Origin of the sequence: Nonomuraea sp. NPDC059023 (assembly GCF_042740095.1) — a bacterium.
Taxonomy (GTDB): Bacteria; Actinomycetota; Actinomycetes; order Streptosporangiales; family Streptosporangiaceae; genus Nonomuraea.
The window spans coordinates 417,407-432,835 of the sequence record NZ_JBHYIO010000003.1 but is presented as its reverse complement, the minus strand read 5'-3'; the positions used below and the strand labels follow the sequence as shown (position 1 = coordinate 432,835).

At 72.0% G+C, this 15,429-nt stretch carries 11 protein-coding genes; 5 read left to right on the top strand and 6 right to left on the bottom strand.

Annotation, left to right across the window (positions count from 1 at the left end; all coding sequences use genetic code 11):
* Positions 1 to 65 precede the first annotated feature (65 nt).
* Both ACFWYW_RS07910 and ACFWYW_RS07905 read left to right on the top strand, forming a co-directional pair.
* The gene (locus ACFWYW_RS07910; protein ID WP_379611515.1) at positions 66 to 878 is read left to right on the top strand and encodes a TetR/AcrR family transcriptional regulator; all 813 of its coding nucleotides are present in this window, start codon (positions 66 to 68) and stop codon (positions 876 to 878) included.
* A 16-nt stretch (positions 879 to 894) separates the two neighbouring features.
* Positions 895 to 1,380 (top strand): methylated-DNA--[protein]-cysteine S-methyltransferase, encoded by a 486-nt coding sequence (locus ACFWYW_RS07905; protein ID WP_379611516.1) that lies wholly within the window; start codon positions 895 to 897, stop codon positions 1,378 to 1,380.
* Here ACFWYW_RS07905 and ACFWYW_RS07900 read toward each other — a convergent pair.
* Entirely contained in the window at positions 1,337 to 2,548 is a 1,212-nt protein-coding gene (locus ACFWYW_RS07900; protein WP_379611517.1) for a helix-turn-helix domain-containing protein, read from the bottom strand. The two genes, ACFWYW_RS07905 and ACFWYW_RS07900, sit on opposite strands and share 44 nt — an antisense overlap.
* A gap of 196 nt (positions 2,549 to 2,744) precedes the next feature.
* On the opposite strand from ACFWYW_RS07900, the gene ACFWYW_RS07895 reads away from it, so the two are divergent.
* Positions 2,745 to 4,805 carry a SufS family cysteine desulfurase gene (locus ACFWYW_RS07895; RefSeq protein ID WP_379611518.1) on the top strand — a complete coding sequence of 687 codons (2,061 nt, stop codon included), beginning with the start codon at positions 2,745 to 2,747 and terminating at the stop codon, positions 4,803 to 4,805.
* A gap of 265 nt (positions 4,806 to 5,070) precedes the next feature.
* Here ACFWYW_RS07895 and ACFWYW_RS07890 read toward each other — a convergent pair whose 3' ends face one another.
* The gene (locus ACFWYW_RS07890) at positions 5,071 to 5,466 is read right to left on the bottom strand and encodes a class I SAM-dependent methyltransferase (RefSeq protein WP_379611519.1); all 396 of its coding nucleotides are present in this window, start codon (positions 5,464 to 5,466) and stop codon (positions 5,071 to 5,073) included.
* 32 nt (positions 5,467 to 5,498) lie between these two features.
* Positions 5,499 to 6,440, bottom strand: coding sequence for a D-2-hydroxyacid dehydrogenase family protein (locus ACFWYW_RS07885; RefSeq protein ID WP_379611521.1), 942 nt, complete (start codon positions 6,438 to 6,440; stop codon positions 5,499 to 5,501).
* Between the two features lie 160 nt (positions 6,441 to 6,600).
* Here ACFWYW_RS07885 and ACFWYW_RS07880 point away from each other — a divergent pair, with 160 nt between their 5' ends.
* Entirely contained in the window at positions 6,601 to 8,868 is a 2,268-nt protein-coding gene (locus tag ACFWYW_RS07880; protein ID WP_379611522.1) for a collagenase, read from the top strand.
* Here ACFWYW_RS07880 and ACFWYW_RS07875 read toward each other — a convergent pair.
* Positions 8,865 to 10,109, bottom strand: coding sequence for a serine hydrolase domain-containing protein (locus ACFWYW_RS07875; protein WP_379611523.1), 1,245 nt, complete (start codon positions 10,107 to 10,109; stop codon positions 8,865 to 8,867). The two genes, ACFWYW_RS07880 and ACFWYW_RS07875, sit on opposite strands and share 4 nt — an antisense overlap.
* A gap of 254 nt (positions 10,110 to 10,363) precedes the next feature.
* On the opposite strand from ACFWYW_RS07875, the gene ACFWYW_RS07870 reads away from it, so the two are divergent.
* Complete coding sequence (locus ACFWYW_RS07870) at positions 10,364 to 11,077, top strand: PaaI family thioesterase (RefSeq protein ID WP_379611524.1); 714 nt, start codon at positions 10,364 to 10,366, stop codon at positions 11,075 to 11,077.
* Between the two features lie 4 nt (positions 11,078 to 11,081).
* Here the strand turns inward: ACFWYW_RS07870 and ACFWYW_RS07865 are convergent, their stop codons facing one another.
* Entirely contained in the window at positions 11,082 to 11,951 is an 870-nt protein-coding gene (locus ACFWYW_RS07865; protein ID WP_379611525.1) for an alpha/beta fold hydrolase, read from the bottom strand.
* Between the two features lie 9 nt (positions 11,952 to 11,960).
* Positions 11,961 to 15,401 carry a protein kinase gene (locus ACFWYW_RS07860; protein WP_379611526.1) on the bottom strand — a complete coding sequence of 1,147 codons (3,441 nt, stop codon included), beginning with the start codon at positions 15,399 to 15,401 and terminating at the stop codon, positions 11,961 to 11,963.
* Between the last annotated feature and the right edge of the window lie 28 nt (positions 15,402 to 15,429).

Below are 15,429 nucleotides of genomic sequence, written 5' to 3'. Positions count from 1 at the left end.
AAGTCCCTTCAAGTATGCGGTGTACACTTCTGGTATACAGCATAGACAGGGAGAGGAGTCAAGAGGTGGCCGATCCGGAGCGCAGCACGGAACTGCTGTGGGGCGCCCAGGGGCGCGGCGGGCTCAACCTGGAGCGCATCGTGCGCGCCGGGATCGAGATCGCCGACGCCGAGGGGCTGGCGGCGGTGTCGATGCGGCGGGTGGCCGAGCGGCTCGGCTACACCACGATGTCGCTCTATCGTCACGTTCCCGGCAAGGCCGAGCTCGTGGACCTCATGCGCGACAGCGTGCTGGGCGACGAGCCGGACCTCGGCCCGCCGCGCGGGTGGCGGGCGGACACGGAGGAGTGGGCGCGCTCGGGCCTGGAGTTCTACCGGCGCCATCCGTGGCTGCTGGAGTCGGCGGGCGTGCGGCACGTGCCGGGGCCGAACGCCATCGCGTCCTTCGAGTCCGCGCTGACGATCATGGCGGCGACCGGGCTGCCGCCGGCCCAAGTGGTGGCGGTGGTGGGGCTGGTCGGCGCCTTCGTGGAGAGCGCGGCCCGCGAGGTCGTCGAGACGGCGAAGGTCGAGCGGCGGACCGGCGTCGGCCACGACGAGTGGTGGGGCGCGCGCGACTCGCTCTACCAGCACCTCGACCGCTATCCCACGCTCACCCGCATCTACGAGGAAGGCGGCTTCGACGAGCCGCTCGACCCGTTCGAGTTCGGGCTGCGGCGGGTGCTCGACGGGATCGAGACACTCATCCGTGATGAAGTGCGTGACGAAACTCGATGTGCAGTCTGTGGAAAGGTGATCGATCCGGCCGAGACCGGACGGCCCCGCGCCTACTGTTCGCGGGCCTGCCAGCAGAAGGCCTACCGCCGCCGCAAAGTATGAAACGCTGGCAGATGCCATGATCCGCACGCATACCATCATCGAGAGCCCCGTCGGGCCGCTCACGCTGGTCGCCCTCGACGGGCTGCTGACCGGCCTCTACATGCACGAGCAGCGCTACCGGCCGCCGGAGGAGTTCTTCGGTCACCCGGACCCCGAACCCTTCGGCGAGGTGACCGCCCAGCTCCAGGCGTACTTCGCCGGTGACCTGAAGGTCTTCGACCTGCCGATGAACCTCGTCGGCACGCCGTTCCAGAAAGAGGTCTGGACGGCGCTCATGGAGATCCCGCACGGCGAGACCCTCACCTACGGCGGGCTGGCGCAACGGCTCGGCCGCCCGCCCAGCGCGGCCCGCGCGGTCGGGCTGGCCAACGGCCACAACCCGGTCAGCATCATCGTCCCCTGCCACCGGCTCGTCGGCGCCAACGGCGACCTGACCGGTTACGGGGGCGGGCTGCCCGTCAAGCGCTACCTGCTCGACTTCGAGCGGGGGACGCTCTTCTGAGCCGTGTCGACAGCGTGATCTCGCGCAGTTCGCCGCGGGTCGTGGCGCAGTCGACCAGGCGAAGCTGCTCCATGACACGGGCGGCCTGCGGGTTGTAGGTCAGTTCCTCGGGGCAGCCGTCCAGAACCCTGCGCAGCATCGCCGTGGCGCCGGCCGCGTCGCGCTCCATCGAGTGGGCCCTGGCCAGCGCCAGGAAGTAGCGGGCCTGGCGGTCCCTGGCGCGCAGGCGGGCGGCGTCGATCCCGCCGGACAGGCGGATGGCCTGCCGGTAACGTCCCAGGCGCACCGCCACGGCCACCGCCTGCGCCTCCACCTCGGCCGCGCCGAACGGGGCGTGCAGGTCGTCGCGGTCCTCGCCCAGCGACTCGCCGATCTTCCTGGCGCGATGCAGCAGCTCCTCCGTGTGCGGGACGTCGTTCTCCTCGGCGGCGGCCTGCGCCGCGGTCAGGTAGCAGCCTCCGGCCACCGCGATCGCGGACGGCCCCGCCTGCCCGACGCCGTCGATCGCGGCCAGGCAGAGCTGGCGGGCGTCGCCGTACCTGCGCAGGTGGATGAGGACCTCGGCCAGCTCCGCGCGCGCCACCGCCGACAGCAGCGGGTCGCCCGCGCGCCCGGCGGCGGCCACGCCCCGGTCGGCGGCGAGCAGCGCGAGCGCGTGCTGGCCGCAGCCGCGCAGGAACGTGGAGAACAGCCGGTAGACCTGCGTGAGCCCGGCCGCCGCGGGCTCCTCGTCCGTCGGCGCCGTCTCTGCCATCACCAGCAGCTCCGGCAGGCGCCTGCGCACCTCCGAGTAGCGGCGCGGCGAACGCTGCCAGACGTCCCACGCGGCCGAGACGTGGCGGGCGATCCGGTGCGCGCTCTCGCCCGGCTCGCCGGACAGGCGCCTGGGGTAGAGCAGCGCGTGGCCGATCTCGTCGTACTCGCCCTGCGCGCCCATCGCCGGCAGCGCCACGTCGCCGCCGACCAGCTCCGACAGGTCGCTGATGCGCAGGACGTCGGCGATGCGCAGGATGGTGGACAGCCGGTCCAGCGGCCGGGCGCCGTTCTCGATGAGGCGCAGCCACTCCTCGCTGCAGCCCACGAGGTTCGCCAGGATCCGCCGCGAGATGCCGCGCGAGCGGCGTACGGCCATGATCCTGGCTCCGTCGACCATGAAGTCGCTGGTCATGATTTCACCGTAGGCGAGGATCCGGCGGCGCCCCGCGGCTCCCGGCGGCCAGGAAGGGCGGCCACTTGCTGCCGGTTCCGCGGGGCCGGATCCGGGTTACCGTGGAAAGGATCGCCTGCCGTACAACAGCAGTTGGATCTAGCCCGATCTCCCGTGCCCAGACTGCCCCTACACCTTTCGGCAGAAGGAGATCACGATGGGGCTACTGGACGTCGAAACGATTCGGAAGTCATTCCCCTTCTTCGACCCGGCCGCTGACGGCTCCCGCCCACCGGTCTACCTGGACAGCGCGGCGACCACGCAGAAACCCGCGGCGGTGCTGGACCAGCTCAACGCCTACTACACACGTTCCAACGCCAACGTCCACCGGGGCGTCTACCGCCTCGCGGTCGAGGCCACCGAGCTGTACGAGGGCGCCCGCAGCAAGGTGGCCGCCTTCGTCGGCGCGCGGCGCAGCGAGGAGATCGTGTTCACGAAGAACGCGACGGAAGCCGTCAACCTGCTGTCCAACTCGCTCATGTGGGCCGCCGGCGAGCACCGCATCGGCCCCGGCGACGAGATCGTCGTGACCGAGATGGAACACCACTCGAACCTCATCCCGTGGCGGCTGCTCGCCGAGCGGGTCGGCGCGAAGATCAGCTACCTGGGCATCACGAACGACGGCCGCCTCGACCTGTCCGCGCTCGAAGAACGGGTGACCGAGCGCACCAAGCTGGTCGCCGTCGTCCACGCCTCCAACATCCTCGGCACCGTCAACCCCATCGCGCCCATCGCCGCCCGCGCCGCCGAGGTGGGCGCGCTGCTCGTGGTCGACGCCGCCCAGTCGGTGCCGCACCTGGGCATCGACGTGAACGCGCTCGGCGCCGACTTCGTCACGTTCTCCGGGCACAAGATGTGCGGGCCCACCGGCATCGGAGTCCTGTGGGGCAAGTACGACCTGCTCGCCGAACTGCCGCCCTTCCTGGGCGGCGGCGAGATGATCGAGACCGTCACTCTCGACGCCATGGCCTACGCGCCGCCGCCGCTGCGCTTCGAGGCGGGCACGCCGCCGGTCGCCCAGGCCGTCGGGCTCGGCGCCGCCTGCGACTACCTCGACTCCCTCGGCATGGACGCCATCGCCGCCCACGACCAGGCCCTCATCGAGTACGCGCTCGACCGGCTCGCCCAGGTCCCCGGCATCCGCTTCATCGGCCCTGAGAACACCGCCGACCGGCTGCCGCTCATGTCCTTCGTCCTGGACGGCGTACCGCTCCAGCAGGTCAGGACCGCCCTCGACCAGGCCGGCATCGCCGTACGCTCCGGGCACCACTGCGCCCAGCTCGCCTGCAGCCGCTTCGGCATCCCCGCCGCCGTGCGCGCCTCGTTCTACCTGTACAACACTCCCGACGAGGTCGACTTCCTGGCCGACACCCTGGAGCGCACCCGCTCCACCACCACCGTCTATGCCACCCCGCCCGAGCTGACCGACACCCGCCCCGTCCGCCCGTACAAAGAGATCCTCATGCCCGGGATCTTCGAGCCGTGGGGCCACGCGCTCGTCGGCGCCCTCGCCCCCGCCCCCGGCGCACGGGCCCTCGACGTCGGCACCGGCCCCGGTACGGTCGCCCGCCTCCTGGCCGCCGCCGTAGGCCCCACGGGAGCCGTCGTCGGCACCGACATCAGCGCCGGCATGCTCGCCCTCGCCAAGGAGGAGCCGCCCGCGGCGGGCAGCGCCGCCATCCAGTACGTCGAGTGCGGCGCCGCGCCACTCCACGTCTCGGACGAGGCGTTCGACCTGGTCACCATGCAGCAGGTGCTCCAGTACGTGCCCGACCGCCGGGCCGCCGTCGCCGAACTGCGCCGCGCGCTGCGGCCGGGGGCGCGGCTCGCGATCGCCACCTGGCTGCCCCTGGACCGCAACCCGCTCTTCCAGGCCCTGCACGCCGCGCTCACCTCCGTGCTGGGGGCGGAGGCGGCGGCGCTGTTCGAGGAACCGTGGTCGCTGGGCGGCGAGGAGGTCGCCGACCTGGTCGCCTTCGCCGGGTTCGGGCAGGTGCGGCTGGACCGGTGGACGGTGCCGGTCACGGTGGCCGGTGGGGCCGAGGCGCTGTCGTGCCTGTTCTCGTTCTCGGCTGTGGGGCCCGAGGTGGCCGGGCTGGGGGGCGAGCGGCGTACCGCCTTGCTGGACGCGGTCCGCGCCAACCTCGCCGACCGCACCGACGCCGACGGCGTGCACGCGCTGACAGCGTCAAGCGTGGTGACGGCCACAGCCGTCTAGCGGCTCCGCCGGCCCTTGGGCCAGGCCGGTCCTGGCGTCGGGAGCCGGGGGTACGGCCGGCGCCGGTCTGGAAGGCGGCTCGTGGGTGGAGAACCTCACACCGCCACCAGACCGGCCGGCACGTGCACCCCCGCCCCATAGCCGTCCAGCAGCGGCGCTGCACGAAGCCAGCCCTTGATGACGCGAGCCTGGGGGCGCGAACGCGTTGGCCCGAGTGCGTAAAAGGTGTGTGAGTCAGGGGGTGTAAGGCGGGCGGCCAGGTGGGTTAGGCGGGGAGGTGGGCGGTCAGGGCGAAGCGGTGGGCGGTGGCGGTCAGTGGGCCGAACGACCCGTCGGGAAGCGGCAGCCGATCGTCATCACCCACCTCCACCACCTCGACCCCCAGCGGCTCCAGCCGCTTCCTGGCCACCGGGACATTGGGCGCGTACCCCTCGGTGGCCGCCGTCCGGGCAGGCAGCGGAGCCAGCGAGGCCAGAAGCTCACCCCCGCCCGTCCCAAGATCCAGCAGCGTCCCCGTGTACGGCAGGCGCCCCCGAACCAGCTCCACGTAGTCCCAGGGCAGAGCCGCGGAGTCCTCGACCATCCGCCCCCGCAACACCCCGAAGTCCCAGCCCTCGAAGGGCATGGTCAGCGCCTGCGCGATCAGCTCGTCGTATTCCACCCCCCGATCCTGCCACCCAGCGGGTGGGGTGGTCAGAGCCGGCGGATGGGGGCGCCGGTCAGGTAGGCGTGGATGTCCTCCACCGCCTCCCTGAAGTACGTCGTGTAGTTGCCCCTGGTGACGTAGCCCAGGTGCGGGGTGGCCAGGACGTTGGGGAGGGTGCGGAAGGGGTGGTCGTGGGGGAGGGGTTCGGTGTCGAAGACGTCCAGGGCGGCGCCGGCGATCCGGCCCTCTCGCAGCGCGGTGATCAGGGCGTCCTGGTCCACGATGGCGGCCCGGGAGGTGTTGACGAGGTAGGACGTGGGGCGCATGCGGGCCAGGTCGGGGCCGGAGATCAGCGAGCGGGTGCGGGGGCTCAGGACGACGTGGACGGAGACGATGTCGGCGGTTTCCAGGAGGTCCGATTTTGAGGTGGCCAATCGCACGCCGGACGCCGCTGCTCGCTCTGGCGTCAGGTTCTCGCTCCAGGCGGTGACGTTCATGCCGAACGCCTGTCCCACCCTGGCCACTTGCGTGCCGATCTTGCCGAGGCCGATCACGCCCAGTGTGCTGCCGTGGAGGTCCGTGCCGATCGTCTGCTGCCAGGGGCCGTTGGCGCGTATCGACGCCGACTCCACGGCGATCTGGCGGGTGAGGCCGAGGATGAGGGCCCAGGTGAGTTCGGCGGGCGGGGTGGAACTGCTGGCGGTGCCGCAGACGGTGACGCCGTGCTCGCGGGCGGCGGCCAGGTCGATCGAGGCGTTGCGCATGCCGGAGGTCACCAGCAGGCGCAGGTTCGGCAGGCGGGCGAACAGCGAGGCGGGGAACGGCGTGCGTTCGCGCATGATGACGACGACCTCGCAGTCGGCGATGGCGGCGACCAGGTCGTCATGGCCGGCGAAGCGTTCCCGGTAGGTACGGACGGACAGGCCTGACCAGTCGGCGAGGGTCAGGGCGACGCCCTGGTAGTCGTCCAGTACCGCGCAAGTAACCACGCCGCGCAACGTACCAGGCGGGATCGGTCCCACCGGGATCCGCCTCCGTCGTCTCGGCGTGGGCGCCGGATTTTACGTGAGGTTTGGTCTTGATTCGCGCATGCGCAATGTGAAATTTTACATATCACATTACCCACCCCCCCCAACTCAGGAGTATGCGATGCGAGTCGCAGGATCCTTACTCGTGGCGGCCGGGCTGGTGCTCGGCGGCCTCGCCGTACCCGCCAATGCCCAGACGCCCGCCCAGCAGACCGTCACCCAGCGCACGGACCTCGCCCCCCGCACGGAGCCCGCCCGCACGGAGCCCGCCCCCCGCACCGACCCGGCCCCCCGTCCGGCCACCGAAGCCACCGAAGCCCGGCACCAGCAGGACGAACCCCTCAAGGCCGATGTGCGCCCGCCCCTCCCGGCCACCACGGACCAGCTCAAGCAGGACTACGACGAGCCCGCCCAGCAGCAGAGGTCGCTGGCCGCCTGCGATGTCGAGGGCCGCACCGGAGCCGCCCTCGTCACCGCCGTCAAGGCCGCCGACATGAGCTGTCTCAACGGGCTCTTCTCGCTCACCGGCTCCCGGGCCCGCGCGGCCTTCCAGGAGCCGCAGATGGTGACGATCGCGAACGCCCTGCGCGACACCGCCGCCGCCTACCCCGGCGACAACAGCACCAAGACGCTCCAGCTCGTCCTGTACCTGCGCGCCGGCTACTACGTGCAGTGGTACTACCCGCAGGACGTCGGCCAGTACGGCGCCGCGCTCAGGACCGCCATCCGCGGCGGGCTCGACGCCTTCCACAACAACTCCCGGTCCGGCACGGTCAGCGACGCCAACGGCGAGGTGCTCGGCGAGGCGGTCATCCTGATCGACAGCGCCCAGGAGAACGCACGCTACCTCCCCGTCGTACGCCGCCTGCTGACCGCCTACAACAGCTCCTACGACGCCTCGTGGTACATGGTGAACGCGGTCAACAGCGTCTACACCGTCCTGTTCCGCGGCCACCAGCTGCCGGAGTTCGTCACCGCCGTCCAGAACGACCCCAGCACGCTGACCACGCTGCGCGACTTCGCGGTCAGGCACCTGAACCTGCTGAGCACCGAGCGCGCCTACCTGACCGGCAACGCCGGCCGCGAGCTGGCCCGCTTCGTGCAGCACGCCCAGCTCAAGGCGACGGTCCGCCCGATGCTGCGCGACCTGCTGCAGCGCTCGCGGATCACCGGCCCGACCGCCAAGCTCTGGGTGGGCGTGGCCGAGATGGCCGACTTCTACGACCGCGCCAACTGCGCCTTCTACGACATCTGCGACCTGCAGAACCGCCTGACCGCCGCCGCCCTGCCCGTGCGGCACACCTGCGGCCCCACGCTCAGGATCCGCGCCCAGCAGATGAGCGCGGCCGAGCTGAGCGGCACGTGCTCCAGCCTGAGCGGCCAGGACGCCTACTTCCACAACCTGGCCGCCGACAACGGCCCGGTCGCCGGTGACAACAACACGACGCTGGAGGTCAACGCCTTCGACTCCAGCGACGACTACCAGACCTACGCCGGCGCCATCTTCGGCATCGACACCAACAACGGCGGCATGTACCTGGAGGGCGACCCGTCGGCCGCCGGGAACCTGCCCAGGTTCATCGCCTACGAGGCCGAGTGGCTGCGCCCGGCGTTCCACATCTGGAACCTCAACCACGAGTACACGCACTACCTCGACGGCCGCTTCAACATGCACGGCGACTTCGGGGCAGGCGTGAGCACGCCGACGATCTGGTGGATCGAGGGCTTCGCCGAGTACGTCTCCTACGGCTACCGCCGCCTGGTCTACGACGCCGCGATCGAGGAGGCGGCCAAGCACACGTACCAGCTGAGCACGCTCTTCGACACCACCTACGACCACGACACCCAGCGCGTCTACCGGTGGGGCTACCTCGCGGTCCGCTACATGTTCGAAAAGCACCGCGCGGACGTCAACACCGTCCTCGGCCACTACCGCACCGGCAACTGGAACGCCGCCCGCACCCACCTCAGATCGCTGAACCACAACGCCGGCTTCGACGCCTGGCTGACGGCCTGCGCGGCCGGAGCCTGCGGCGGCGACACCGGTGAGCCGCCCGTCCCCGAGTGCACCGGCTCGGACGCGCGGGCGCTCGGCCAGAACTGCCGCCGCAGCGGCCTGTCGGCCACCCAGGGCAACTACGCATACCTGTACATCCACGTCCCGGCCGGTACGGCGAAGCTCACCATCAAGAGCGACGCCGGCACCGGTGACGCCGACCTCTACTACAGCTCCTCGTCGTGGGCCACGACCGGCTCCTACACCCAGCGGGCGACCGGCGCCGGCAACACGCACACGCTCACCGTCACCAACCCGCCCGCGGGCTACCACTACGTCAGCCTGTACGGCACCGCCGCCTTCACCGGGGCGGCGGTGACCACGAGCTTCTAGAAGTAGCGCGACGTGAGGTCCCCGGTGGGCCACGAGCTCACCGGGACCTTGTTCATCTGCTCGGAGAATCCGTCGAAGTCGGGCGAGCCCTGCTCCTCGCGCCGGTTGAAGCAGGCGGCGTAGCTGAAGCCGTTCTGGATCCGGCACAGGTAGGTGTAGGTGCCCGGCATCGAGCCGTTGTGCCAGGTGTTGATGTTCCCGGGCACCTGGCGCACCCAGATGCCGCCGCCGTACCAGGAGCCGTACTCGTTGATCCCGGTCTCCGGCTTGGCGATGAGCCGGGCGATCGAGGCCGAGCTGAGCACCTTGCCGGGCCGGTCCATGGCCAGCGTCCAGCGCACGAGGTCGACGGCGGAGGCCAGCCAGCCGCCGTTGGCGTCCTGGTTGGGCATGTTGAACCCGCCGTACGGGTAGGGCAGGACCTTGCCCGAGTCGTCCACGACGCTCTTGTTGGTGTACTTCGACTCGTAGAGCGCCTCGCCGGGGAACGCCTGGGCGCGCAGGCTGCGCCCGAGCCGCATCCGGGTGATGCCGAGCGGCGCGAGGAGCTTGGTGCGCACGTACGACTCGTAGGACTGGCCGGAGACCTTGGCGATGATCCGGCCAAGCAGCATGTAGCCGTAGTTGCTGTAGACCATCTTGGTGCCGGGGTCGTGGTCGAGGCGGCGCTGCGAGCCGTACTTCATGATCTCGGCGTGCCCGATCGGGAGCGGCACGTCGAGGGCGGCGGCGATGGTGTGGTCGAGCCAGAGCTGGTCCTTGGAGACGTCGCGGTCCCAGCCGCCCAGATGGTGGATGAGCCGGAGCACGGTCACCTGGGCCAGCCGCGGGTCGGTGGTGGTGGACAGGCCGAGCAGCGGCGCGACCTTCGCCGACAGGGTGAGCTTGCCGTCCTGGACCAGCCGCATGATCGCGGCGGCGGTGATGTTCTTGCTGAGGCTCGCGATGCGCATCGGCGACGTCGGCGTGATCGCGGGCACCGCGCGGGAGCCGTCGTTGTAGCGGTAGGCCCGTGCCAGCACGATCCGGCCGTTCTTCATGATCGCCAGCTGGGACTGCGAGATGTTGCGGTCCTTGACGAACTTCTTCATCAGGTTGTCGAACCCGGCCAGTTGCGACGGGGCGACGCCGTTCGCCTCGACGACGGGCACGGGCGCGGCCTGCGCGGGGCGGGTGACGAGCGCGGCGGCGGGCAGCAGTCCCGCGCCGGTCTTGAGCAGGGTCCGGCGGCTGACGGTCATCGGGTGGGATCTCCTAGGGGTACGACGGGTCAGCTGCGACCCGGCCGCGGCCGGGTAGTCTCACAGGTGACCCCCGAGTCACATCCGTCTCAATGAGGTCCGTATATTACGGACCTTTCCGGATGTTCCGCACACCAGGGGTCCCCGGTCGGCCTGGGGCGAGCGCAATGGCCCAGGCAAGACACCCTAAAATAGGTCTGTTTGAAATGAACTTTCTGGCGTGGGCGTTATATCGCGATGAAGGAGGATGACGCATGACGACGGCTGCTCTGCAGACTGTTTTGACCGTTCCTGAGCGCTTCCAGGGTCCCCAGGGGATCGTCAACGGAGGCTGGCTGGCCGGTACGGTCGCCGAAGCTCTGGGAGGCCGAGGCAACGCCGTCGAGGTCACCCTCCACGCACCCACCCCCGTGGAGACCGAACTGCGCCTGGAGCACGTGGCCAACACCGCCTCGCTCTCCCACGGCGACAAGCTGCTGGTCGAGGCCATCCCCGTGCACGAGGACCTGAAGGCCCCCGAGTACGTGCGCTTCGCCGACGCCGCCCGCGCCGAGGCCGGATTCCCCGGCTGGCAGGGCCACGCCTTCCCCGAGTGCTTCGTCTGCGGCCTGCGCGCCCCCGGCGACGGCCTGCGGATCTACCCCGGCCCGGTCGAGGGCACCGACCTGGTGGCGGCCGGCTGGCGGGTGCCGTACAACGTCGCCGGCCCGGACGGCGTGCCCGACGCCGTCGTCGGCGCCGCCCTCGACTGCGTCACCGGCTGGGCGCACTTCGGCCCCGGCGAGTCGGCCCTGCTCGGACGGCTGGCCGTACAGATCCACCGCCGGGTCTACCCCGACGGCACCTACTCGATCGTCGGACGCGCCACCGGCCGCGAGGGCCGCAAGCTCTTCGGCGAGAGCGCCATCTACGACGGCGACGGCACCCTGGTCGCCGCCGCGCGCGCCACGTGGATCGCTCCACGCTGACCCGTCAAGGGGTACGGCCCGGCCGTACCCCTGACAGGCGGGCGGCCACCAGCGCCGCGCACCGCTCGTCGAACATGATCGTGTAGTGGTTGCAGTCCGGCACCAGCTCGTCGCGCAGTCCCGGCACCCGCTGCGCCCAGTGCGCGGCCAGCGGGCCGGGCAGCATCCCGACCTCCTGGTCGAGCAGCCCGCGCGGCGCCCGCAGCAACGTCACCGGCGCCTCGATCGCGGCCAGCGCCGACCCGATCTCCGCCCCCTTGAGCCGCATCCACCGGCCGTCCTCGCGCACCGCCGTACCGGCGGCCCGCGAGCGCAGCGCCCCCTCGGGCCCGGTCAGGTCGTAGCGGACGTACTGCTCGGCCGCGGGCGTCCAGTGGCCGGCGAAGGCCGGATGCTCCTGGAAGAAGGCCACGTAGTCGTCCGCCGACGCGAACGTCCGGCTCAGCCGGGCGATCGCCGGGCCGAGCGTGGCCTCGATCTCGGCGTCCACGTCCGCCCCCGGCGCCAGGGGCGGGAACGGCAGCCCGCCGTCCACCAGCACCACTCGCTCGAACGCGCGCCGCGCCGCCGCCAGCACCGCCACGTACGCGCCCATCGAATGCCCGGTCAGCACCGCGCCGGGACCGGCGCCCACGTGGCCGGCCACCCGCAGCACGTCCTCGGCGTGCCGGTCAAGACCGTAGGGGCCGGGCAGGTCCGCGCTGTGGCCGCGCCCGCGCAGGTCCATCGCGACCAGTGACCACTCCGGCGGCAGGTGCGCGGCCACCGCGTTCCACGCCATCAGCGAGGCGGTGATGCCGTGCACCGCGACGATCAGCTTCGGCCCGGATCCGAAGACCGCGAACCGCATACCGTCCACCTCGTCGTATCGCATGACGTGATCCTAGGAGCAGCCTTTCGTGTAGGGGAGTCCCGGATTCACGTAGGTCCGCCATTCCGCCTCGCTGAGCGAGCGGCCGGCGCGGGCGCAGACGGCGGCGGCGACCTTGGCGGGGGCGACCGGGTGCTCGTTCAGGTGGCCGTCGCGGTCAAGTGTCAGCAGGGTGGAGCCGTCGGCGCTGAAGGCCAGCGAGAGCACCTCGCGCACCTGGGGGTCCATGGCGCCGCCGGTGTCGCGCAGCGTCGCGAGCTCGGTGCCGCTGACCGGGTCGTACAGGCGGATCCTGCCGTCTGCGGTGGTCCAGGCGGCGATCACGTCCTCGCGGGGCGAGCGCGCGCTGATCGCGCCGACGCCGGTGGAGACCGCGCCCGTACGCCGCCAGGTGGCCAGGTCCCAGCCGGTCATGCGCTCACGGGAGTCGATCACGAACAGGGTGTCGCCGGCGCGGTCGAAGTGCAGGCCGACGACGGCGCTGTCCCTGCCGCTGCCGCCGAACGGCGGGCCCATCGGGTTGCCGGTGGCGACGTCCATCACCGTCACCTGCCGCCCGCCCAGGGCCAGCCGCCGGCCGTCGGGGGAGAAGGTCGTGAGCGGCTGACCGTCGTGCCTGAACTGCCACAGCATCCGGCGGGTCCGCCAGTCCCAGACCTGAACCAGATAGTCATCTTTTCGCTTGAACCCCGGCGAGGTCATCGACAGGGCGAGCAGGGAGCCGTCCGGGCTGACGGAGACCAGGTCCGGCCCCAGCTTCGCGTCCGGGCTGAAGGTGTGGACCGTGCCGTCCTCCACCACCGTCACCCGCCGTCCGCCCAGGTCGGTGCTGACCATCAGGCGGCCGTCCGGGCTGAAGTGGGCCGTCTCCAGCTCCAGCGCCCCGCCCTCGGACCTGCCGTCGGACACCCGCCGGATCCGTACGCCGTCGTCCAGACCGCCGATCGCCATCCTGGCCCCGCCCGGCGCCAGCTGCGCCACCTCCACCGGGTTGACCGGCTCGCCGCGCAGGTCGGCGACGTCGAGCGAGAAGACCTGGTCGGCCTGCAGGTAGCGGAAGGTCGTGCCGTCGAAGCCGCCGGCCGGCCGCGACGCCTCCTCCGCCTCGCCCCTGACCGGCACCGAGGCGAGCAACTGGGTGTCGGACATCCGCCAGAACTGGACGCTCTCCTCCGCCACGGTGGCCACCAGCCGCCCGTCGCCGCTGAAGACCGGGGCGCCCTTGTTCCAGCCGCCCTGCGTGCCCGCGCCGTCGAGGTCGCCGAGCTCCTCCACCCGCCCGCGCCCGGTCAGCCGCACCCGATCAGGGTCGGGCACGCCGGTCTCCTCGGCCCGCCAGCGTCCGTCCTGGCTGAAGACCGTGCCGTCGCGCACCCGCGAGGGCCCGCTCGCGCCCGTGCGCAGGTCCCACCGCAGGCCCGTGTCGGGGCCGACCACCACGGGCGTGTCCTCGGTGCGGAAGACCACGCCGGCCCATTCGTCGATCAGGTCGAACGGCTTGGCGAAGGCCAGGCTCCGCACCGGACGGCCCGAGCGCGTCTCCCACGCCTTCGCGCCCTTCGCCGTCACGACGACGAGCGTGCGCCCGGACGGCGACAGCTCCACCGCGCCCACCAGCTCACCCTTGAGCCCGAGCGCGCGCACCCCGCCCGCGCGCCGCCCCGTCCGCAGGTCCCACAGCCGGGCCTCGTCGTCGCCGACGCTCACCAGCCAGCGGCCGTTCGCGCTGATGGCCCGCATCGTGTCCGGGCTGGTCGCGGGATCACGGAACATGCCGGTCTCACGCTGGTTGGCGGAGACCGTCAGCTCCGCCCGCGTGCGCGGCGTCTGGTCCAGCTTCCACGCCGTCGCGCTGAACAGCGCCGCCAGCATCGGATCGGCGCGCCGCGTCGAGGCGGCGAGCGTGGCCAGCCGGTCCGCCTCCGACCTGCGTAACTGCCCGGCGATCTGCTCGGCCCGCTGGTCGGCCAGCCGCCCCTGGTAGATCGCCAGCCCTCCGGCCACCAGCGCGATCACCAGCAGCCCCGCCAGGCTCAGCGCGGCCAGCCGCGAGCGCCTGGCCCGGCTGCGCGACAGCCGCGCGGCCGCCTCCAGGAAGTCGCGCTCGGCCGTGGACAGCGTGATGTTCCTGCGCGCCGTGGCCGCCCACTGCAGGGCGTTCTCCAGGCTGCTGCCCTGGAACAGGTCGCCGTCCCTGCGTCCCGCCGCCTCCCACCGGCTCGCCGCGGCGAGGATCTCCCGGTGTACGGTCAGGCCGTCGCGGTTGGCCTCGATCCAGCGTCGGTAGCGCGGCCAGGCGTGGGGGAGCGCCGGGCGGGCCAGCGTCACCTCGTCGTCCGTCCTGGTCAGGAGGTAGCCGAAGACCTCCAGCAGGCGTTTGGCCGCGGCCGCCTCCGGCAGGGGGCGGCCGTCGAGGATCTCGGCCAGGGCGGCCCGCCGTACCGTGAGCTCGCCGCGCGCGCCGACCGTGACCAGCCGCAGGAACACCTCGGGAGCCAGCTCCCGCACGGCCGGATCGAGGAGGCCGTAGGTCTCCTCGGCGAGCGTGCCCAGAGCGGGGTCGTCGGCCTCGGCGCCCATCCGCGCCGCCTCGCGCCCGCCCGCGGCCAGCAGGCGCCCGGTGTCGAAACCGCCCGGCCCGCCGCGGCTCAGGTGCGCGGCGTCCAGCCGGGTGTCACCGCTGACCAGCGCGAGAAGCAGCTCCCGGGCACTCGGCCGCTCGGCCGGGTCCTTTCTCATCGCCGCCTCGGCCATCGGGCGCAGCGAACCGGGCAGCACGCCCAGGTCGGGCGTGGACGACAGCACGCGGTGCATGATGGCGCCCAGGCTGTCGGCCTCGTACGGATCGGCGCCGGTGGCGGCGAAGACGAGCACACCGGCCCACGCGAACACGTCGGCGGGCGCCCCCGCCCGTTGCCCGGTGAACACCTCGGGCGCCATGTAGGCGGGCGTCCCGGTCACCAGCCCCGTCGTCGTGAGCGACATCTCGGCGGTCCTGGCGATGCCGAAGTCGATCAGCCGGGGCCCGTCGGGCCCGAGCAGCACGTTGTCCGGCTTGAGGTCGCGGTGCACCACCCCGGCGTCGTGGATCGCGGTCAGCGCGGTGGCGATCGCCGTGGCCAGCCGGTGCAGGTCCCCGCCCGCGAACCGGCGCCCGCCGGCGACCGCCGCCCGCAGGCTCGGCCCCTCGACGTACTCACTCACGATGTACGGCCGCGGCCCCTCCAGATCGGCCCCGACCACCTCGGCGATGCAGAAGGACGCCACCCGCTGGGCCGCCTCCGCCTCCCTGACCAGCTGGGCGGTCTGGTCGCCGTGCAGCACCTTGACCGCCACCCGGCGACCGTCCTCGCCGTACCCCTCGTAGACGACGCCCTGCCCGCCCGCGCCCAGCCGCCCCGCCAGCCAGTACGAGCCGAGCCGCTGCGGGTCCCCGTCGATCAACTTCCCCATGGCCACTTGGATGCGCCTGATCTGGGGA

What these genes read in the sequence shown, in the direction of transcription:
- ACFWYW_RS07895 (WP_379611518.1), top strand. Translation starts at nt 2,745, where the DNA reads ATGGGGCTACTGGACGTCGAAACGATTCGGAAGTCATTCCCCTTCTTC.
- ACFWYW_RS07875 (WP_379611523.1), bottom strand. Translation starts at nt 10,109, where the DNA reads ATGACCGTCAGCCGCCGGACCCTGCTCAAGACCGGCGCGGGACTGCTG.
- ACFWYW_RS07865 (WP_379611525.1), bottom strand. Translation starts at nt 11,951, where the DNA reads ATGCGATACGACGAGGTGGACGGTATGCGGTTCGCGGTCTTCGGATCC.
- ACFWYW_RS07870 (WP_379611524.1), top strand. Translation starts at nt 10,364, where the DNA reads ATGACGACGGCTGCTCTGCAGACTGTTTTGACCGTTCCTGAGCGCTTC.
- ACFWYW_RS07905 (WP_379611516.1), top strand. Translation starts at nt 895, where the DNA reads ATGATCCGCACGCATACCATCATCGAGAGCCCCGTCGGGCCGCTCACG.
- ACFWYW_RS07860 (WP_379611526.1), bottom strand. Translation starts at nt 15,401, where the DNA reads ATGGGGAAGTTGATCGACGGGGACCCGCAGCGGCTCGGCTCGTACTGG.
- ACFWYW_RS07880 (WP_379611522.1), top strand. Translation starts at nt 6,601, where the DNA reads ATGCGAGTCGCAGGATCCTTACTCGTGGCGGCCGGGCTGGTGCTCGGC.
- ACFWYW_RS07900 (WP_379611517.1), bottom strand. Translation starts at nt 2,548, where the DNA reads ATGACCAGCGACTTCATGGTCGACGGAGCCAGGATCATGGCCGTACGC.